Origin of the sequence: Geobacillus sp. LEMMY01 (assembly GCF_002042905.1) — a bacterium.
GTDB classification, from domain to species: Bacteria; Bacillota; Bacilli; order Bacillales; family Anoxybacillaceae; genus Geobacillus; species Geobacillus proteiniphilus.
This window is the reverse complement of sequence record NZ_MVKA01000013.1, coordinates 22,295-38,217: the sequence shown is the minus strand read 5'-3', so window position 1 is coordinate 38,217 and position 15,923 is coordinate 22,295. Positions and strand designations below refer to the sequence as shown.

Annotated in this window: 22 protein-coding genes; all 22 read left to right on the top strand. The window is 51.8% G+C overall.

Annotated elements, in window-relative coordinates; genetic code table 11:
* Positions 1-14 precede the first annotated feature (14 nt).
* The 22 genes from rpoC (at position 15) to rpsH (ending at position 15,899) form a co-directional block, all read left to right on the top strand.
* Positions 15-3,614, top strand: a complete 3,600-nt coding sequence (rpoC, locus tag B1A75_RS08225; protein WP_074043599.1) for a DNA-directed RNA polymerase subunit beta' — start codon at positions 15-17, stop codon at positions 3,612-3,614.
* 134 nt (positions 3,615-3,748) lie between these two features.
* Positions 3,749-3,997 (top strand): 50S ribosomal protein L7ae-like protein, encoded by a 249-nt coding sequence (locus B1A75_RS08220; protein WP_011229615.1) that lies wholly within the window; start codon positions 3,749-3,751, stop codon positions 3,995-3,997.
* Between the two features lie 96 nt (positions 3,998-4,093).
* Positions 4,094-4,516: a 30S ribosomal protein S12 gene (gene rpsL / locus B1A75_RS08215; protein WP_011229616.1), complete on the top strand. Its 423-nt coding sequence runs from the start codon at positions 4,094-4,096 to the stop codon at positions 4,514-4,516.
* A 39-nt stretch (positions 4,517-4,555) separates the two neighbouring features.
* Entirely contained in the window at positions 4,556-5,026 is a 471-nt protein-coding gene (rpsG, locus tag B1A75_RS08210) for a 30S ribosomal protein S7 (protein WP_011229617.1), read from the top strand.
* 180 nt (positions 5,027-5,206) lie between these two features.
* Positions 5,207-7,285 (top strand): elongation factor G, encoded by a 2,079-nt coding sequence (fusA, locus tag B1A75_RS08205; RefSeq protein WP_074043597.1) that lies wholly within the window; start codon positions 5,207-5,209, stop codon positions 7,283-7,285.
* Between the two features lie 128 nt (positions 7,286-7,413).
* A complete protein-coding gene (gene tuf, locus B1A75_RS08200) occupies positions 7,414-8,601 on the top strand; it encodes an elongation factor Tu (protein ID WP_011229619.1) in 1,188 nt (395 codons plus the stop codon).
* A gap of 297 nt (positions 8,602-8,898) precedes the next feature.
* Complete coding sequence (gene rpsJ, locus B1A75_RS08190; protein ID WP_008881945.1) at positions 8,899-9,207, top strand: 30S ribosomal protein S10; 309 nt, start codon at positions 8,899-8,901, stop codon at positions 9,205-9,207.
* Positions 9,208-9,227: 20 nt separating this feature from the next.
* The gene (gene rplC / locus B1A75_RS08185) at positions 9,228-9,869 is read left to right on the top strand and encodes a 50S ribosomal protein L3 (protein WP_074043595.1); all 642 of its coding nucleotides are present in this window, start codon (positions 9,228-9,230) and stop codon (positions 9,867-9,869) included.
* A 29-nt stretch (positions 9,870-9,898) separates the two neighbouring features.
* Positions 9,899-10,522 carry a 50S ribosomal protein L4 gene (gene rplD / locus B1A75_RS08180; protein ID WP_074043594.1) on the top strand — a complete coding sequence of 208 codons (624 nt, stop codon included), beginning with the start codon at positions 9,899-9,901 and terminating at the stop codon, positions 10,520-10,522.
* Positions 10,522-10,809: a 50S ribosomal protein L23 gene (gene rplW, locus B1A75_RS08175; protein ID WP_011229622.1), complete on the top strand. Its 288-nt coding sequence runs from the start codon at positions 10,522-10,524 to the stop codon at positions 10,807-10,809. Before rplD ends, rplW begins: the two co-directional genes overlap by 1 nt.
* A gap of 29 nt (positions 10,810-10,838) precedes the next feature.
* A complete protein-coding gene (gene rplB / locus B1A75_RS08170) occupies positions 10,839-11,669 on the top strand; it encodes a 50S ribosomal protein L2 (protein WP_011229623.1) in 831 nt (276 codons plus the stop codon).
* Between the two features lie 33 nt (positions 11,670-11,702).
* The gene (gene rpsS / locus B1A75_RS08165) at positions 11,703-11,981 is read left to right on the top strand and encodes a 30S ribosomal protein S19 (protein WP_011229624.1); all 279 of its coding nucleotides are present in this window, start codon (positions 11,703-11,705) and stop codon (positions 11,979-11,981) included.
* 18 nt (positions 11,982-11,999) lie between these two features.
* Positions 12,000-12,341 carry a 50S ribosomal protein L22 gene (rplV, locus tag B1A75_RS08160; protein WP_011229625.1) on the top strand — a complete coding sequence of 114 codons (342 nt, stop codon included), beginning with the start codon at positions 12,000-12,002 and terminating at the stop codon, positions 12,339-12,341.
* A 3-nt stretch (positions 12,342-12,344) separates the two neighbouring features.
* Positions 12,345-13,001 (top strand): 30S ribosomal protein S3, encoded by a 657-nt coding sequence (rpsC, locus tag B1A75_RS08155; RefSeq protein WP_011229626.1) that lies wholly within the window; start codon positions 12,345-12,347, stop codon positions 12,999-13,001.
* Positions 13,002-13,003: 2 nt separating this feature from the next.
* Complete coding sequence (gene rplP / locus B1A75_RS08150) at positions 13,004-13,429, top strand: 50S ribosomal protein L16 (RefSeq protein ID WP_011229627.1); 426 nt, start codon at positions 13,004-13,006, stop codon at positions 13,427-13,429.
* A complete protein-coding gene (gene rpmC / locus B1A75_RS08145) occupies positions 13,429-13,629 on the top strand; it encodes a 50S ribosomal protein L29 (RefSeq protein WP_011229628.1) in 201 nt (66 codons plus the stop codon). Before rplP ends, rpmC begins: the two co-directional genes overlap by 1 nt.
* A gap of 26 nt (positions 13,630-13,655) precedes the next feature.
* Positions 13,656-13,919, top strand: a complete 264-nt coding sequence (gene rpsQ, locus B1A75_RS08140) for a 30S ribosomal protein S17 (RefSeq protein ID WP_011229629.1) — start codon at positions 13,656-13,658, stop codon at positions 13,917-13,919.
* A gap of 49 nt (positions 13,920-13,968) precedes the next feature.
* Entirely contained in the window at positions 13,969-14,337 is a 369-nt protein-coding gene (gene rplN / locus B1A75_RS08135; protein ID WP_011229630.1) for a 50S ribosomal protein L14, read from the top strand.
* Positions 14,338-14,373: 36 nt separating this feature from the next.
* Positions 14,374-14,685 (top strand): 50S ribosomal protein L24, encoded by a 312-nt coding sequence (rplX, locus tag B1A75_RS08130; protein WP_011229631.1) that lies wholly within the window; start codon positions 14,374-14,376, stop codon positions 14,683-14,685.
* A gap of 27 nt (positions 14,686-14,712) precedes the next feature.
* Complete coding sequence (gene rplE / locus B1A75_RS08125) at positions 14,713-15,252, top strand: 50S ribosomal protein L5 (RefSeq protein WP_011229632.1); 540 nt, start codon at positions 14,713-14,715, stop codon at positions 15,250-15,252.
* A 29-nt stretch (positions 15,253-15,281) separates the two neighbouring features.
* Positions 15,282-15,467: a type Z 30S ribosomal protein S14 gene (locus B1A75_RS08120; RefSeq protein ID WP_003247599.1), complete on the top strand. Its 186-nt coding sequence runs from the start codon at positions 15,282-15,284 to the stop codon at positions 15,465-15,467.
* 33 nt (positions 15,468-15,500) lie between these two features.
* A complete protein-coding gene (gene rpsH / locus B1A75_RS08115) occupies positions 15,501-15,899 on the top strand; it encodes a 30S ribosomal protein S8 (protein WP_012820490.1) in 399 nt (132 codons plus the stop codon).
* Positions 15,900-15,923 lie beyond the last annotated feature (24 nt).

Here is a 15,923-nt window from a genome sequence, read left to right as displayed (position 1 = left end):
GGGAGGTATACCCCTTGCTAGATGTCAATAAGTTTGAGTACATGAAAATTGGGCTCGCTTCCCCGGAGAAAATTCGTTCTTGGTCGTATGGCGAAGTCAAAAAGCCGGAGACAATCAACTATCGGACGTTAAAGCCGGAAAAAGACGGCTTGTTTTGCGAGCGCATTTTCGGCCCGACGAAAGACTGGGAGTGCCATTGCGGCAAATATAAACGCGTTCGCTACAAAGGCGTCGTCTGCGACCGCTGCGGCGTCGAAGTGACGCGCTCGAAAGTCCGCCGCGAACGGATGGGCCATATCGAGCTGGCTGCCCCGGTTTCGCACATCTGGTATTTCAAAGGCATCCCGAGCCGGATGGGATTGGTTCTTGACATGTCGCCGCGGGCGCTCGAAGAGGTCATTTATTTTGCATCCTATGTCGTCACCGACCCGGGCGATACGCCGCTTGAGAAAAAGCAGCTGTTGTCGGAAAAGGAATACCGCGCCTATCGCGAGAAGTACGGTCAATCGTTCCAAGCGTCGATGGGGGCGGAGGCGATCAAAAAGCTGCTCCAAGACATCGATTTGGATAAAGAAGTGGCCGCGCTGAAAGAAGAGCTGAAAACGGCGCAAGGGCAACGGCGCGCCCGCATCATTAAGCGGCTTGAAGTGCTTGAAGCGTTCCGCAGTTCAGGGAACGACCCGGCTTGGATGGTCCTTGATGTACTGCCGGTCATTCCGCCGGAGCTGCGTCCAATGGTTCAGCTTGATGGCGGGCGGTTTGCAACATCGGATTTGAACGATTTGTACCGCCGCGTCATCAACCGTAACAACCGGCTGAAACGGCTGCTTGATCTCGGTGCGCCGAACATTATCGTCCAAAATGAGAAGCGGATGTTGCAAGAGGCGGTTGATGCTTTGATCGATAACGGCCGCCGCGGCCGTCCGGTGACCGGTCCGGGGAACCGTCCGTTAAAATCGCTTTCTCATATGCTGAAAGGGAAGCAAGGGCGCTTCCGGCAAAACTTGCTCGGCAAACGCGTTGATTATTCCGGCCGCTCCGTCATCGTCGTCGGCCCAAACTTAAAAATGTATCAATGCGGGTTGCCGAAAGAAATGGCGCTTGAGCTGTTCAAGCCGTTCGTCATGAAGGAGCTTGTGGAGCGGGGGTTGGCGCATAACATTAAAAGCGCGAAACGGAAAATCGAGCGCGTTCATCCGGAAGTGTGGGATGTGCTTGAAGATGTCATCAAAGAACATCCGGTGCTGTTAAACCGCGCCCCGACGCTGCACCGTCTCGGCATTCAGGCGTTTGAACCAACGCTTGTGGAAGGGCGGGCGATCCGTCTTCATCCGCTTGTTTGCACGGCGTACAACGCTGACTTTGACGGCGACCAAATGGCGGTGCACGTGCCGCTGTCAGCTGAGGCGCAAGCCGAAGCACGTTTGTTGATGCTGGCGGCGCAAAACATTTTGAACCCGAAAGACGGGAAGCCGGTCGTGACACCATCACAAGACATGGTGTTGGGCAACTACTACTTGACGATGGAGCGCGAGGGAGCCATCGGCGAAGGCATGGTGTTCAAAGACACAGACGAGGCGTTGCTTGCCTACCATAACGGCTACGTCCATCTCCATTCGCGCATCGCCATTCATGCCGGCTCGCTGAAAAACGAAACGTTCACCGAAGAGCAAAACAACAAACTGCTCTTAACGACGGTCGGCAAACTGATTTTCAACGAAATTTTGCCGAACTCGTTCCCGTACATTAACGAACCGACGACAGAAAACATCGAAGGACGGACGCCAGACAAGTACTTCCTTGACAAAGGGGTTAACGTGCGCGAAGAAATTCGCAAGCGCGAACTCGTGCCGCCGTTTAAGAAAAAAGTGCTCGGGCAAATTATCGCTGAAGTGTTCAAACGGTTCAAAATCACCGAAACATCGAAGATGCTCGACCGCATGAAAGACCTTGGTTTCCAATATTCGACAAAAGCCGGCATCACGATCGGCGTGGCCGATATCGTCGTCCTGCCGGAAAAACAAGAAATTTTGGATGAAGCGCAAGCGAAAGTCGATACGGTTTTGAAGCAGTTCCGCCGCGGGTTGATTACGGATGAAGAGCGGTACGAGCGCGTCATCTCGATCTGGAGCGCGGCGAAAGACAAAATTCAAGACCGGTTGATGAAGTCGCTTGATAAACGCAACCCGATCTTTATGATGAGCGATTCTGGGGCGCGCGGGAACGCGTCGAACTTTACGCAGCTTGCGGGGATGCGCGGTTTGATGGCCAACCCGGCCGGCCGGATCATCGAGCTGCCGATCAAGTCGTCGTTCCGCGAAGGCTTGACGGTATTGGAATACTTTATCTCGACGCACGGCGCGCGGAAAGGATTGGCGGATACGGCGCTCAAAACGGCCGACTCAGGCTATCTCACGCGACGCCTTGTCGACGTGGCGCAAGACGTCATCGTCCGCGAAGAAGATTGCGGCACCGACCGCGGCATTTTGGCTCGGGCGCTGACGGATGGCACGGAAGTCGTCGTCAAGCTCGAAGAACGGCTTGTCGGCCGCTATGCGCAGAAAACGGTGCGCCATCCGGAAACAGGTGAAGTGATCGTCCGCAAAGACGAGATGATCACCGAAGATATCGCCAATGAGATCATTAAAGCCGGCATTACGGAAGTATGGATTCGCTCCGTATTCGCCTGCAACACGCGCCATGGCGTCTGCAAAAAATGTTACGGCCGCAACATGGCGACCGGCATGGACGTCGAAGTTGGCGAAGCCGTCGGCATTATCGCCGCTCAGTCGATCGGCGAGCCGGGCACGCAGCTGACAATGCGGACGTTCCATACAGGCGGCGTCGCCGGCGACGATATCACTCAAGGTTTGCCGCGGGTGCAAGAGCTGTTTGAAGCGCGCAACCCGAAAGGGCAAGCGGTCATTTCTGAAATCGACGGCACGGTTATTTCGATTAATGAAACGCGCGACAACCAATATGAAATCGTCGTGCAAAGCGAGGTCGAAACGCGTACGTATGTAGCGCCGTACAACGCGCGGCTGAAAGTCGAAGAAGGTCAGCGCGTCGAACGCGGCCAAGAGCTGACAGAAGGCTCGGTCGACCCGAAACAGTTGCTGCGCGTGCGCGATATTACATCCGTTCAAGAGTACTTGCTTCGTGAAGTGCAAAAAGTGTACCGGATGCAAGGGGTGGAAATCAGCGATAAGCATATCGAGGTCATGGTGCGGCAAATGCTACGCAAAGTGCGCGTCATCGATGCCGGCGACACCGATGTGCTGCCGGGTACGCTTTTGGATGTCCACCAGTTTACGGATGTCAACGCCAAAGCTCTTCGCGAAGGGAAACGGCCGGCGACGGCCCGCCAGGTGTTGCTCGGCATCACGAAAGCGTCGCTTGAGACAGATTCATTCTTGTCTGCTGCTTCGTTCCAAGAAACGACGCGCGTCTTGACCGATGCAGCGATCAAAGGAAAACGTGATGAACTGCTTGGCTTAAAAGAAAACGTCATTATCGGCAAACTCGTCCCGGCTGGAACGGGTATGGCCCGCTATCGCAAAGTGAAGCCGGCCGTCAAAAAGGAAACGGCTGGCGACACGGTGTCGTCCAAATAACGCGAACCAAGTGGCCGGCTAAGGCGCTCCTTGGCCGGCCATTGCCAAATAAAAAATCCAGTTGACAATCGGCAAAGAAAATGGTAGTCTAATAAAGGTGTTCCAACAACCTGGTACTTTGGAGGATATGTTACATGTCTTATGAAAAAGTATTACAGGCTGGAAAAATTGTCATTGGAACCAAACAAACGATAAGGGCTTTAAAGGAAGGGAAAGCAGCGGAAGTGATCGTGGCGGAGGATGCCGACTTGCCGATCATCGAGAAAGTGACCGCCGCCGCCAATGAGGCAAACGTGCCGGTCACAAAAGTCGATTCGATGAAAAAGCTTGGCAAGGCGTGCAAAATCCAAGTCGGCGCGGCCGCGGTGGCGATCCTTCGGTAACGTTTTGCCTTTCTCCCCTAAAACCTTTATTTGCATAAACAATGAACCACCTGGATATGTGGGCTTAAACGATACATGCGAAAGGAGGATCTTTTCATGCCTACAATCAACCAATTGGTCCGCAAAGGACGCGAGAAAAAAGTTGTTAAATCGAAATCCCCTGCGTTGAACAAAGGGTATAACAGCTTCAAAAAAGAGCAAACGAATGTGTCGTCTCCGCAAAAACGCGGCGTTTGCACGCGTGTCGGCACGATGACGCCGAAAAAACCGAACTCGGCGTTGCGGAAATACGCCCGTGTCCGCCTGACAAATGGGATTGAAGTTACGGCGTACATTCCGGGGATCGGCCATAACTTGCAAGAACACAGCGTTGTGCTCATCCGCGGCGGACGTGTCAAAGACTTGCCGGGGGTGCGCTACCATATCATCCGTGGGGCGTTGGATGCCGCAGGCGTAGCGAATCGGATGCAAGGTCGTTCGAAATACGGCGCGAAAAAACCAAAAGCAGCGAAAAAATAATGAAATGAAGAGAATGTTTTCCTGAAGGGAGGAAACACTATGCCACGTAGAGGCCCTGTTGCTAAACGTGACGTACTGCCGGATCCAATTTACAATTCGAAGCTTGTTACCCGTTTGATCAATAAAATTATGATCGACGGCAAAAAATCGAAAGCGCAAAAAATTCTTTACACCGCGTTTGATATTATCCGTGAGCGCACGGGTAAAGATCCAATGGAAGTGTTTGAGCAAGCGTTGAAAAACGTTATGCCGGTGTTGGAAGTGCGCGCTCGCCGCGTTGGTGGGGCGAACTACCAAGTTCCGGTTGAGGTTCGTCCGGACCGCCGCGTTTCTCTCGGTTTGCGCTGGCTCGTGCAATATGCGCGTCTTCGCAACGAAAAAACGATGGAAGAGCGCTTGGCAAATGAAATTATGGACGCTGCCAACAACACGGGTGCAGCGGTGAAAAAACGCGAAGATACGCATAAAATGGCTGAAGCGAACCGCGCGTTTGCCCACTACCGCTGGTAAGGAGCGTCGCCTAAAGGAAATAGGTGAGAAGGCACTGCGGTTGCCTATTCACCTATCTTCCTATATATTGCGGCCTTTCCGGCCGCACGTCGGACAACTTCAAAGACAAGGGGATTGCGCCATCGATGGCGGCGCCATCTACTTATATTTCATATTTGAAGGAAGGAGAAAATAACCACTATGGCAAGAGAGTTCTCCTTGGAAAAGACTCGCAACATAGGGATTATGGCGCACATTGACGCCGGGAAAACGACGACGACTGAACGGATCTTGTTCTATACCGGCCGCGTTCATAAAATCGGGGAAGTGCATGAAGGCGCGGCAACGATGGACTGGATGGAACAAGAACAAGAGCGCGGAATTACGATCACGTCGGCGGCGACAACGGCGCAATGGAAAGGCCATCGCATCAACATCATCGACACGCCGGGGCACGTCGACTTTACGGTCGAGGTTGAGCGTTCGTTGCGCGTATTGGACGGGGCCATCACGGTCTTAGACGCGCAATCGGGCGTTGAACCGCAAACGGAAACCGTTTGGCGCCAAGCGACGACATATGGCGTCCCGCGGATCGTGTTCGTCAACAAAATGGATAAAATCGGCGCCGATTTCTTGTATTCGGTGAAAACGCTCCATGACCGCCTGCAAGCGAACGCCCATCCGGTGCAGCTGCCGATCGGCTCTGAGGATCAATTCTCCGGCATTATCGACTTGGTTGAAATGTGCGCGTACCATTACCATGATGAGCTTGGCAAAAACATTGAGCGCATTGACATTCCGGAAGAATACCGCGATATGGCAGAAGAGTACCATAACAAGCTGATTGAGGCGGTCGCTGAGCTGGACGAAGAATTAATGATGAAATATTTAGAAGGGGAAGAAATCACGACGGAAGAGCTGAAGGCCGCGATCCGCAAAGCGACGATCAGCGTTGAATTCTTCCCGGTCTTCTGCGGCTCGGCATTCAAAAACAAAGGTGTTCAGCTGCTTCTTGACGGCGTTGTCGACTACTTGCCGTCTCCGGTTGACATCCCGGCGATTCGCGGCGTCGTTCCGGATACCGAAGAAGAAGTGACACGCGAAGCAAGCGACGACGCTCCGTTTGCCGCTTTGGCATTTAAAATCATGACTGACCCGTATGTCGGGAAATTGACGTTCATTCGCGTCTACTCTGGAACGCTTGATTCCGGTTCATATGTGATGAACACGACGAAAGGGAAGCGCGAACGGATCGGCCGCTTGTTGCAAATGCACGCGAACCACCGTCAAGAAATTTCGAAAGTCTATGCCGGTGATATTGCCGCAGCGGTAGGTTTAAAAGATACGACGACCGGTGATACTCTATGTGATGAGAAGCATCCTGTCATTTTAGAGTCGATGCAATTCCCAGAACCGGTCATTTCGGTGGCGATCGAGCCGAAGTCGAAAGCCGACCAAGACAAAATGAGCCAAGCGCTGCAAAAATTGCAAGAAGAAGACCCGACTTTCCGCGCTCACACCGACCCGGAAACGGGACAAACGATCATCTCCGGGATGGGCGAGTTGCATCTTGACATCATCGTCGACCGGATGCGCCGTGAATTCAAAGTCGAAGCGAACGTCGGGGCGCCGCAAGTTGCCTACCGCGAAACGTTCCGCAAATCAGCGCAAGTCGAAGGCAAATTCATCCGTCAATCCGGCGGCCGCGGTCAATACGGCCACGTTTGGATCGAATTCTCGCCGAACGAGCGCGGCAAAGGCTTCGAATTCGAGAACGCCATCGTCGGTGGGGTTGTTCCGAAAGAGTATGTGCCGGCCGTCCAAGCTGGATTGGAAGAAGCGATGCAAAACGGCGTCTTAGCCGGCTATCCGGTTGTCGACATTAAAGCGAAACTGTTTGACGGATCGTACCACGATGTCGACTCGAGCGAAATGGCGTTCAAAATCGCTGCTTCCTTGGCATTGAAAAACGCCGCGACGAAGTGCGATCCGGTTCTTTTGGAACCGATCATGAAAGTCGAAGTCGTCATCCCTGAAGAGTACCTCGGTGATATCATGGGCGACATCACGTCCCGTCGCGGCCGCATCGAGGGGATGGAAGCGCGCGGCAACGCCCAAGTCGTCCGGGCGATGGTGCCGCTGGCTGAAATGTTCGGTTATGCGACATCGCTCCGTTCGAACACGCAAGGACGCGGAACGTTCTCGATGGTGTTTGACCACTATGAAGAAGTTCCGAAAAACATCGCCGATGAAATTATCAAAAAAAATAAAGGCGAATAATTGATTTCTCTTGCTAGTTTCGCTATAAATACTTATGTAAGTACGACTTGGGAACATTTTGTTCCCAAGCATCCTATACTTACCTAACCATATAAATTCATATCTTACTTTTAAGGAGGATATCTCTCATGGCTAAAGCGAAATTTGAGCGCACGAAACCGCACGTCAACATTGGCACGATCGGCCACGTTGACCACGGGAAAACGACGTTGACAGCTGCGATCACGACGGTTTTGGCGAAACAAGGCAAAGCCGAAGCAAAAGCGTACGACCAAATCGACGCTGCTCCGGAAGAGCGTGAACGCGGGATTACGATTTCGACGGCGCACGTCGAGTATGAAACAGATGCTCGCCACTATGCGCACGTTGACTGCCCGGGCCACGCTGACTACGTCAAAAACATGATCACGGGCGCGGCGCAAATGGACGGCGCAATCCTTGTTGTATCGGCGGCTGACGGTCCGATGCCGCAAACGCGCGAACACATTCTTCTCTCCCGCCAAGTCGGTGTTCCGTACATCGTTGTATTCTTGAACAAATGCGACATGGTGGACGACGAAGAATTGCTTGAACTTGTTGAAATGGAAGTTCGCGATCTTCTCTCTGAATACGACTTCCCGGGCGATGAAGTGCCGGTCATCAAAGGTTCGGCATTAAAAGCGCTTGAAGGCGACCCGCAATGGGAAGAAAAAATCATTGAACTGATGAATGCGGTTGACGAATACATCCCGACGCCGCAACGTGAAGTGGACAAACCGTTCATGATGCCAATCGAGGACGTCTTCTCGATCACGGGCCGCGGTACGGTTGCAACAGGCCGTGTTGAACGCGGTACGTTGAAAGTTGGCGACCCGGTTGAAATCATCGGTTTGTCGGATGAGCCGAAAACGACGACCGTTACGGGTGTAGAAATGTTCCGCAAACTTCTCGACCAAGCGGAAGCCGGCGACAACATCGGTGCGCTTCTCCGCGGCGTATCGCGCGATGAAGTCGAGCGCGGCCAAGTGTTGGCGAAACCTGGTTCGATCACGCCGCACACGAAATTCAAAGCGCAAGTATACGTCCTGACGAAAGAAGAAGGCGGACGCCATACTCCGTTCTTCTCGAACTACCGTCCGCAATTCTACTTCCGTACGACGGACGTAACGGGCATTATCACGCTTCCGGAAGGCGTCGAAATGGTTATGCCTGGCGACAACGTTGAAATGACGGTTGAACTGATCGCCCCGATTGCGATCGAAGAAGGTACGAAATTCTCGATCCGCGAAGGCGGCCGTACGGTTGGCGCCGGCTCTGTATCGGAAATCATCGAGTAATCGCGGCAAAAAAGGGTGTCCAGCAATGGACATCCTTTTTTTTGATGCCATCTTGACTGTCTGATTGGCGGCCGTGTTGAAAACGGGATGGCAGCTATGTATAATAGAAGAAGTGTGGGAAAAGCGAAGAAATCACTTGCAATCTCGCTTACATACCAGTATAATATCAAATGTTGGTCTTTGACTGCGATGAAGCGGAAGGTTGCTGACACACCCGGCCGCTTTGCCACGGCGGTGTGCAGGAAATTTCCGTGGAGAAGTCTATTTTCAAAATAGGCGAAGAAGGAGGGAAACGAAATGGCAAAAGAAAAAATTCGCATTCGTTTAAAAGCTTACGATCATCGGATTTTAGATCAATCGGCGGAGAAAATTGTGGAAACCGCAAAACGTTCCGGAGCAAAAGTGTCGGGCCCGATCCCGTTGCCGACGGAGAGAACGGTGTATACGATCTTGCGCGCCGTTCATAAGTACAAAGACTCCCGTGAACAATTCGAAATGCGGACGCATAAACGTTTGATCGACATCATCAACCCGACTCCGCAAACGGTGGATTCGTTAATGCGTCTCGATTTGCCGTCGGGCGTTGACATTGAAATTAAACTTTAATCGACTAGGAGGTGTGACAAATGACGAAAGGAATCTTAGGAAGAAAGATCGGTATGACGCAAGTATTTGCGGAAAACGGCGATTTGATTCCGGTAACCGTCATCCATGCGACGCCGAACGTCGTCCTGCAAAAGAAAACGATCGAAAATGACGGTTACGAAGCGATCCAATTAGGTTTTGAGGATATTAGCGAAAAACGCGCCAATAAACCGCAAATTGGCCATGCTGCCAAAGCAAATACGGCACCTAAGCGCTTCATTCGTGAAATCCGCGGCGCCAACATTCATGAATACGAAGTGGGCCAAGAAGTGAAAGTCGACATCTTCAGCGAAGGCGACATCGTCGATGTCACGGGCATTTCCAAGGGGAAAGGCTTCCAAGGCGCGATCAAACGCCACGGTCAATCGCGCGGGCCAATGGCTCACGGTTCCCGTTACCATCGCCGTCCGGGTTCGATGGGGTCCATCGCGCCTAACCGCGTTTTCAAAACGAAAAACTTGCCGGGCCGCATGGGTGGTGAGCGCGTCACGATCCAAAACTTGAAAATCGTCAAAGTGGATCCGGAGCGCAACTTGCTGCTCATTAAAGGCAATGTGCCGGGTCCGAGAAAAGGCTTAGTCATCGTCAAAAGCGCCGTGAAAGCGGCGAAGAAGGCGAAATAACATTCGGCCAAGAAAGGAGGAACTACGTAATGCCAAAAGTAGCATTATACAACCAAAACGGTCAGATGGTCGGCGAAATCGAGTTGAACGACGCCGTTTTTGGGATTGAACCGAATAAGCATGTGTTGTTCGAAGCAGTGATTATGCAACGCGCCTCGATGCGTCAAGGAACGCATAAAACGAAAAACCGCGCTGAAGTGAGCGGCGGCGGTCGTAAGCCATGGCGCCAAAAAGGGACAGGACGCGCCCGTCAAGGTTCGATTCGCGCTCCGCAATGGCGCGGCGGCGGTACGGTCTTTGGTCCAGTTCCGCGCAGCTACAGCTACAAACTGCCGAAAAAAGTTCGCCGTTTGGCGATCAAATCAGCGCTATCGTCAAAAGTGCTGGAAAATGAGATTGTAGTCTTGGATCAACTGTCGCTCGAAGCACCAAAGACGAAAGAAATGGTCAAAATTTTAAACAATCTCGCAGTGGATCGGAAAGCACTTATTGTGACCGACGAGCTGAATGAGAATGTATATCTGTCGGCGCGCAACATCCCGGGCGTAAAAGTGGTTGCTGCCAACGGCATCAATGTGCTCGATGTGCTCAACCATGACAAACTCGTCATTACGAAGGCGGCCGTGGAGAAAGTAGAGGAGGTGCTTGCATAATGAAAGACCCTCGCGACATTATTAAGCGCCCCATCATCACGGAAAATACAATGAACTTGATCGGGCAAAAAAAATATACGTTTGAGGTCGACGTCAAAGCGAACAAGACGGAAGTGAAAGACGCCGTCGAGAAAATTTTTGGCGTTAAAGTAGCTAAAGTGAACATTATGAACTATAAAGGGAAATTCAAACGCGTCGGCCGTTACAGCGGCTATACGAACCGCCGCCGCAAAGCGATCGTAACGCTGACGCCGGACAGCAAAGAGATCGAACTGTTTGAAGTGTAACATTATACCAACGAAGGAGGGACATTCCGATGGCGATCAAAAAGTACAAACCGACATCGAACGGCCGTCGCGGCATGACGGTACTTGATTTCTCGGAAATTACGACGGATCAGCCGGAAAAATCGTTGCTTGCTCCGTTAAAGAAAAAGGCGGGCCGCAACAATCAAGGGAAAATTACGGTGCGCCATCAAGGCGGCGGCCATAAACGCCAATATCGGATTATCGACTTTAAACGCGACAAAGACGGAATTCCGGGACGCGTTGCTACGATTGAATACGATCCGAACCGTTCCGCCAACATCGCGCTCATCAACTATGCAGACGGTGAAAAACGCTACATCATTGCGCCGAAAAACTTGAAAGTCGGCATGGAAATCATGTCCGGTCCAGATGCGGACATTAAAATCGGCAATGCGCTTCCGCTTGAGAACATCCCGGTCGGTACGCTCGTTCACAATATCGAGCTGAAACCAGGCCGCGGCGGGCAATTGGTGCGTGCAGCTGGTACGTCGGCGCAAGTGCTCGGGAAAGAAGGAAAATACGTCATCGTTCGTTTGGCTTCCGGCGAAGTGCGCATGATTTTAGGCAAATGCCGCGCAACGGTTGGTGAAGTCGGCAACGAGCAACACGAACTTGTCAACATCGGGAAAGCAGGACGAGCTCGCTGGTTGGGGATTCGTCCGACAGTTCGCGGTTCGGTTATGAACCCGGTTGACCACCCGCACGGCGGTGGTGAAGGGAAAGCGCCAATCGGACGCAAGTCGCCAATGACGCCATGGGGCAAACCGACGCTTGGGTACAAAACCCGCAAAAAGAAAAACAAATCGGATAAATTCATCATCCGTCGCCGCAAGAAATAATGAACGAGCGCAATTCAGAAGGGAGGTTCACTTATGGGTCGCAGCTTGAAAAAAGGTCCGTTTTGCGATGAGCATTTGATGAAAAAAATCGAAAAACTGAATGCAACTGGGCAAAAACAAGTGATCAAAACGTGGTCTCGCCGTTCGACGATCTTCCCGCAGTTTGTTGGGCATACGATCGCGGTGTACGACGGCCGCAAACACGTTCCGGTCTACATTACGGAAGACATGGTCGGGCACAAACTCGGTGAATTTGCGCCGACGCGCACGTTCCGCGGCCATGCTGGCGATGACAAGAAAACGAAACGGTAATGAGAGGAGGTTTTAGATATGCAAGCTAAAGCTGTTGCGAGAACCGTTCGCATCGCTCCTCGTAAAGCGCGCTTAGTCATTGATTTGATTCGCGGGAAAGAAGTGGGCGAAGCGTTCGCCATTTTGCGCCATACGCCAAAAGCGGCTTCCCCAATCATTGAGAAAGTGTTGAAATCGGCAGTTGCCAACGCTGAACACAACTATGACATGGACGTCAACAACTTGGTCATCACTCAAGCGTATGTCGACGAAGGCCCGACGCTGAAACGTTTCCGTCCGCGCGCCATGGGACGGGCAAGCGCCATTAACAAACGCACAAGCCATATTACGATCGTCGTTTCAGAAAAGAAGGAGGGATAATCCGTGGGTCAAAAGGTCAACCCGATCGGTCTGCGCATCGGCATCATTCGTGACTGGGAATCAAGATGGTATGCGGAAAAAGACTATGCAGATCTGTTGCACGAAGACTTGAAAATCCGTGAATACATTAGCAAACGCCTGCAAGACGCGGCCGTCTCCCGCGTGGAGATTGAACGGGCAGCCAACCGCGTCAACGTAACGATCCATACCGCCAAACCGGGCATGGTCATCGGGAAAGGCGGTTCGGAAGTGGAAGCGCTCCGTAAAGCGCTCGCACAATTGACCGGTAAACGCGTCCATATCAACATTGTAGAAATCAAAAAACCGGACTTGGATGCACGTCTTGTTGCTGAAAATATCGCTCGTCAGCTTGAAAACCGCGTATCGTTCCGTCGGGCGCAAAAACAAGCGATCCAACGTGCGATGCGCGCTGGGGCGAAAGGAATCAAAACGATGGTATCCGGCCGTTTAGGCGGGGCTGACATCGCTCGTTCGGAGCATTACAGCGAAGGGACGGTTCCACTCCATACGTTGCGCGCTGACATTGACTATGGAACAGCAGAAGCGGATACGACGTACGGAAAAATCGGCGTGAAAGTATGGATTTATCGTGGAGAAGTCCTTCCGACCAAGAAAAAAGCTGAGGAAGGAGGAAAATAATCATGTTAATGCCAAAACGCGTCAAATATCGCCGTGAACATCGCGGACGGATGAAAGGCCGGGCGAAAGGCGGCACGGAAGTTCATTTCGGTGAATTTGGGTTGCAAGCATTAGAATCAGCTTGGATTACGAACCGGCAAATCGAAGCAGCCCGTCGGGCGATGACCCGTTACATGAGACGGGGCGGGAAAGTATGGATCCGCATTTTCCCTTCCAAACCGTATACGGCAAAACCGCTTGAAGTGCGGATGGGTTCCGGTAAAGGGGCGCCGGAAGGCTGGGTCGCCGTTGTCAAACCGGGCAAAGTGATGTTTGAAGTGGGTGGTGTTTCTGAGGAAGTGGCACGTGAAGCATTGCGTCTCGCTTCTCACAAACTTCCGATCAAATGCAAATTTGTAAAACGTGAAGAAACTGGTGGTGAAGCGTAATGAAAGCGAAAGAAATCCGTGAGTTGACCACTGCCGAAATCGAACAAAAAATTAAAGCATTGAAGGAAGAATTGTTCAACCTTCGCTTCCAACTGGCCACAGGTCAATTGGAAAACACGGCGCGCATCCGCCAAGTGCGCAAAGACATCGCCCGCATGAAAACGATCATTCGCGAACGTGAGCTCGCTGCCAATAAATAATGTGTGTTTGAGAGGAGGTTTGTGGAATGAGCCAACGCAATCAACGCAAAGTGTACGTTGGGCGGGTTGTATCGGACAAAATGGACAAAACGATCACCGTGTTGGTCGAAACGTACAAAAAACATCCGCTGTACGGCAAACGCGTGAAATATTCGAAAAAATATAAAGCGCATGATGAACATAACATCGCTAAAGTCGGCGATATCGTAAAAATTATGGAAACTCGCCCGCTGTCGGCCACAAAACGCTTCCGCTTAGTGGAAGTCATCGAAAAAGCGGTTGTTCTGTAATCGTTCTTCGCTTAGGTCGGAGAGATAATTCCGAAAGGAGGTTTCGTCGATGATTCAACAAGAATCTCGCTTAAAAGTAGCTGATAACTCTGGTGCACGTGAAGTGCTTGTCATTAAAGTGCTCGGAGGTTCGGGCCGCCGCTATGCGAACATCGGTGACGTCGTTGTGGCGACGGTCAAAGATGCGACACCAGGTGGCGTTGTTAAAAAAGGTCAAGTCGTTAAAGCGGTTGTTGTCCGCACGAAACGCGGGGTGCGCCGTCCGGACGGCTCGTACATCCGTTTTGACGAAAACGCCTGCGTCATCATCCGCGATGACAAAAGTCCGCGCGGCACGCGTATTTTTGGACCGGTTGCCCGCGAATTGCGCGATAAAGACTTCATGAAAATCATTTCTTTAGCTCCGGAAGTTATTTAATGGAACGGAACAGCGTTTCAAGGAGGTGCGAATGCGATGCATGTAAAAAAAGGCGATAAAGTGCAAGTAATCTCCGGCAAGGACAAAGGCAAACAAGGCGTCATTCTGGCGGCGTTTCCGAAGAAAAACCGCGTCATCGTCGAAGGCGTCAACATTGTGAAAAAGCATGCGAAACCGTCGCAAGCGAATCCGCAAGGTGGCATCATTGAAAAAGAAGCGCCGATCCACGTTTCGAAAGTCATGCCGCTCGACCCGAAAACGGGTGAACCGACGCGCATCGGCTACAAAATTGTCGATGGCAAAAAAGTGCGCTATGCGAAAAAATCCGGTGAGATTTTGGATAAATAACCGTGACGCAGGAAGGGAGGTACTTTTATGAACCGCCTGAAAGAGAAGTATTTAAACGAAGTCGTACCCGCTCTCATGAGCAAGTTCAACTATAAATCGATCATGCAAGTGCCAAAAATCGAAAAAATCGTCATCAACATGGGTGTCGGCGATGCGGTGCAAAACCCGAAAGCATTAGACAGCGCCGTTGAGGAGCTGACGTTGATCGCCGGCCAGCGTCCGGTGGTAACGCGTGCGAAAAAATCGATCGCCGGCTTCCGTCTTCGTCAAGGGATGCCGATTGGTGCGAAAGTGACGCTGCGCGGCGAACGGATGTATGAGTTTCTCGATAAGTTGATTTCGGTCTCGCTTCCGCGCGTGCGCGACTTCCGCGGCGTATCGAAAAAGTCGTTTGACGGCCGCGGCAACTATACGCTCGGCATTAAAGAGCAGCTCATTTTCCCTGAGATTGACTATGATAAAGTGAACAAAGTGCGCGGCATGGACATCGTGATCGTCACAACGGCCAACACGGATGAAGAAGCTCGTGAACTGCTGGCGTTGCTCGGCATGCCATTCCAAAAATAATGATCCCATAACGCAAGGGAGGCGAAATCGTGGCTAAAAAATCGATGATCGCGAAACAAAAACGGACGCCGAAGTTTAAAGTGAGAGCGTACACCCGTTGCGAGCGCTGCGGCCGCCCGCACTCGGTCTACCGCAAATTTAAATTGTGCCGTATTTGTTTCCGTGAGCTCGCATACAAAGGTCAACTTCCAGGCATCAAAAAAGCCAGCTGGTAATCAACCCATTGATTGGGAAGGAGGTAAAACATAATGGTGATGACAGATCCAATTGCTGATATGCTGACTCGCATCCGCAATGCGAACATGGTGCGTCACGAAAAGCTCGAAGTCCCGGCTTCGAAAATCAAGCGGGAAATCGCCGAAATTTTAAAGCGCGAAGGGTTTATTCGTGATTATGAATATATCGAAGACAACAAACAAGGCATTCTCCGCATCTTCTTGAAATACGGTCCGAACAACGAACGTGTCATTACCGGGCTGAAACGCATCAGCAAACCGGGGCTGCGCGTTTACGTCAAAGCCCATGAAGTGCCGCGCGTCCTGAACGGCTTAGGGATCGCGATTCTTTCGACATCGCAAGGCATCTTAACAGACAAAGAAGCACGGCAAAAAGGCACGGGCGGCGAAGTAATCGCCTACGTTTGGTAATCTATCTGCTCAAGAATGGAGGTG

What these genes read in the sequence shown, in the direction of transcription:
- B1A75_RS08220 (WP_011229615.1), top strand. Translation starts at nt 3,749, where the DNA reads ATGTCTTATGAAAAAGTATTACAGGCTGGAAAAATTGTCATTGGAACC.
- rpsL (WP_011229616.1), top strand. Translation starts at nt 4,094, where the DNA reads ATGCCTACAATCAACCAATTGGTCCGCAAAGGACGCGAGAAAAAAGTT.
- rpsG (WP_011229617.1), top strand. Translation starts at nt 4,556, where the DNA reads ATGCCACGTAGAGGCCCTGTTGCTAAACGTGACGTACTGCCGGATCCA.
- fusA (WP_074043597.1), top strand. Translation starts at nt 5,207, where the DNA reads ATGGCAAGAGAGTTCTCCTTGGAAAAGACTCGCAACATAGGGATTATG.
- tuf (WP_011229619.1), top strand. Translation starts at nt 7,414, where the DNA reads ATGGCTAAAGCGAAATTTGAGCGCACGAAACCGCACGTCAACATTGGC.
- rpsJ (WP_008881945.1), top strand. Translation starts at nt 8,899, where the DNA reads ATGGCAAAAGAAAAAATTCGCATTCGTTTAAAAGCTTACGATCATCGG.
- rplC (WP_074043595.1), top strand. Translation starts at nt 9,228, where the DNA reads ATGACGAAAGGAATCTTAGGAAGAAAGATCGGTATGACGCAAGTATTT.
- rplD (WP_074043594.1), top strand. Translation starts at nt 9,899, where the DNA reads ATGCCAAAAGTAGCATTATACAACCAAAACGGTCAGATGGTCGGCGAA.
- rplW (WP_011229622.1), top strand. Translation starts at nt 10,522, where the DNA reads ATGAAAGACCCTCGCGACATTATTAAGCGCCCCATCATCACGGAAAAT.
- rplB (WP_011229623.1), top strand. Translation starts at nt 10,839, where the DNA reads ATGGCGATCAAAAAGTACAAACCGACATCGAACGGCCGTCGCGGCATG.
- rpsS (WP_011229624.1), top strand. Translation starts at nt 11,703, where the DNA reads ATGGGTCGCAGCTTGAAAAAAGGTCCGTTTTGCGATGAGCATTTGATG.
- rplV (WP_011229625.1), top strand. Translation starts at nt 12,000, where the DNA reads ATGCAAGCTAAAGCTGTTGCGAGAACCGTTCGCATCGCTCCTCGTAAA.
- rplP (WP_011229627.1), top strand. Translation starts at nt 13,004, where the DNA reads ATGTTAATGCCAAAACGCGTCAAATATCGCCGTGAACATCGCGGACGG.
- rpmC (WP_011229628.1), top strand. Translation starts at nt 13,429, where the DNA reads ATGAAAGCGAAAGAAATCCGTGAGTTGACCACTGCCGAAATCGAACAA.
- rpsQ (WP_011229629.1), top strand. Translation starts at nt 13,656, where the DNA reads ATGAGCCAACGCAATCAACGCAAAGTGTACGTTGGGCGGGTTGTATCG.
- rplN (WP_011229630.1), top strand. Translation starts at nt 13,969, where the DNA reads ATGATTCAACAAGAATCTCGCTTAAAAGTAGCTGATAACTCTGGTGCA.
- rplX (WP_011229631.1), top strand. Translation starts at nt 14,374, where the DNA reads ATGCATGTAAAAAAAGGCGATAAAGTGCAAGTAATCTCCGGCAAGGAC.
- rplE (WP_011229632.1), top strand. Translation starts at nt 14,713, where the DNA reads ATGAACCGCCTGAAAGAGAAGTATTTAAACGAAGTCGTACCCGCTCTC.
- rpsH (WP_012820490.1), top strand. Translation starts at nt 15,501, where the DNA reads ATGGTGATGACAGATCCAATTGCTGATATGCTGACTCGCATCCGCAAT.